The 1264-nt window shown below is 67.3% G+C and carries 1 protein-coding gene; it reads right to left on the minus strand.

The window, feature by feature from the left end; genetic code table 11:
• Positions 1–1264, minus strand: a 1264-nt coding sequence (locus GGC47_RS27560; RefSeq protein ID WP_429069946.1) for an ATP-binding protein, incomplete at both ends; no start/stop codon positions are given.

A 1264-nucleotide genomic window follows, 5' to 3' on the forward strand; every position in this document is an offset into this window, starting at 1 on the left:
CGAATTCCATGATCACGGCATCGACAGCGAGCGAGTCGCCCTCCTTCGCCAGGATCTTGGCGATGGTGGCGTCCTTTTCGGCGCGCAGCACGTTCTCCATCTTCATCGCCTCGACCATGGCGAGCGGCTCGCCCGCCTTGACCTCCTGCCCGACCGTCACCGCGATCGACTTGACCAGCCCCGGCATCGGGCAGAGCAGGACCTTGCCCGTATCGGCCGCGACCTTTTCCGGCATCAGCGCCGCGAGCTCCGCCTCGCGCTGCGTATAGACATGGGCGTCGGCATAGGCGCCGGCATGGCCGAGTGCGACGCCGTTGAGGATCGGCCGGATCTGCGCCGCGACCTTCACCCCGTCGAGCGTACCGTGCCAGACGGGCTCGCCCGGGATCCAATCGCTGACGACGCTGACGCTGCGGCCCGGGAAGGCGATGACCACCGCCCCGCCCTGCTCGATCACCTCGCCCTCGAAGCGCTCAGGCCCGAGCTGGACGATGCGCTGCCGGTCGAAGGCGACCTTGCGCCAGCCTTCCATCTGCGCCGAGACGTTTCGCTTGCGCTGGTTGAGCTTGTGGTCGCAGGCGATCGCGATCGCGGCCATGCGCAAAGCCGTCTCTCCCTTCGGCGCCGGCAGCGAGAAGCCTTCCGGAAACTCCTCGGCGATGAAGCCGGTCGAGAGGTTGCCGGCGATCCAGCGCGGATGCTGCATCACCGCCGCGACGAAGGGAATGTTGTGGCGGATGCCGTCGATGGCGAAGGCATCGAGCGCGCGGCCTTGAGCCTTGATCGCCGCCTCGCGCGTCGGCGCATGCGTGACGAGCTTGGCGATCATCGGGTCGTAATAGATCGAGATCTCGCCGCCCTCGAAGACGCCGGTGTCGTTCCGGACCGTCGCCTCGCCGTCCGGCCCCTCGCTCGGGGGCCGATAGGTCACGAGCCGGCCGGTCGAGGGCAGGAAGTTGCGGGTCGGATCCTCGGCATAGACTCTGGATTCGACCGCCCAGCCGTCGAGCTTCACATCGGCCTGCGCGATCGCGAGCTTCTCACCATAGGCGACGCGGATCATCTGCTCGACGAGGTCGATGCCGGTGACCATCTCGGTGACGGGATGCTCGACCTGAAGGCGGGTGTTCATCTCGAGGAAGTAGAAGGACTTGTCCTGCCCGGCGACGAACTCGACCGTGCCGGCCGAGTCGTAGTTCACCGCCTTGGCCAGCGCGACCGCCTGCTCGCCCATCTTGCGGCGGGTCGCTTCATCCAGCAGCGG

Origin of the sequence: Allobosea sp. OAE752 (assembly GCF_050433265.1) — a bacterium.
GTDB lineage: Bacteria > Pseudomonadota > Alphaproteobacteria > Rhizobiales > Beijerinckiaceae > Allobosea > Allobosea spartocytisi.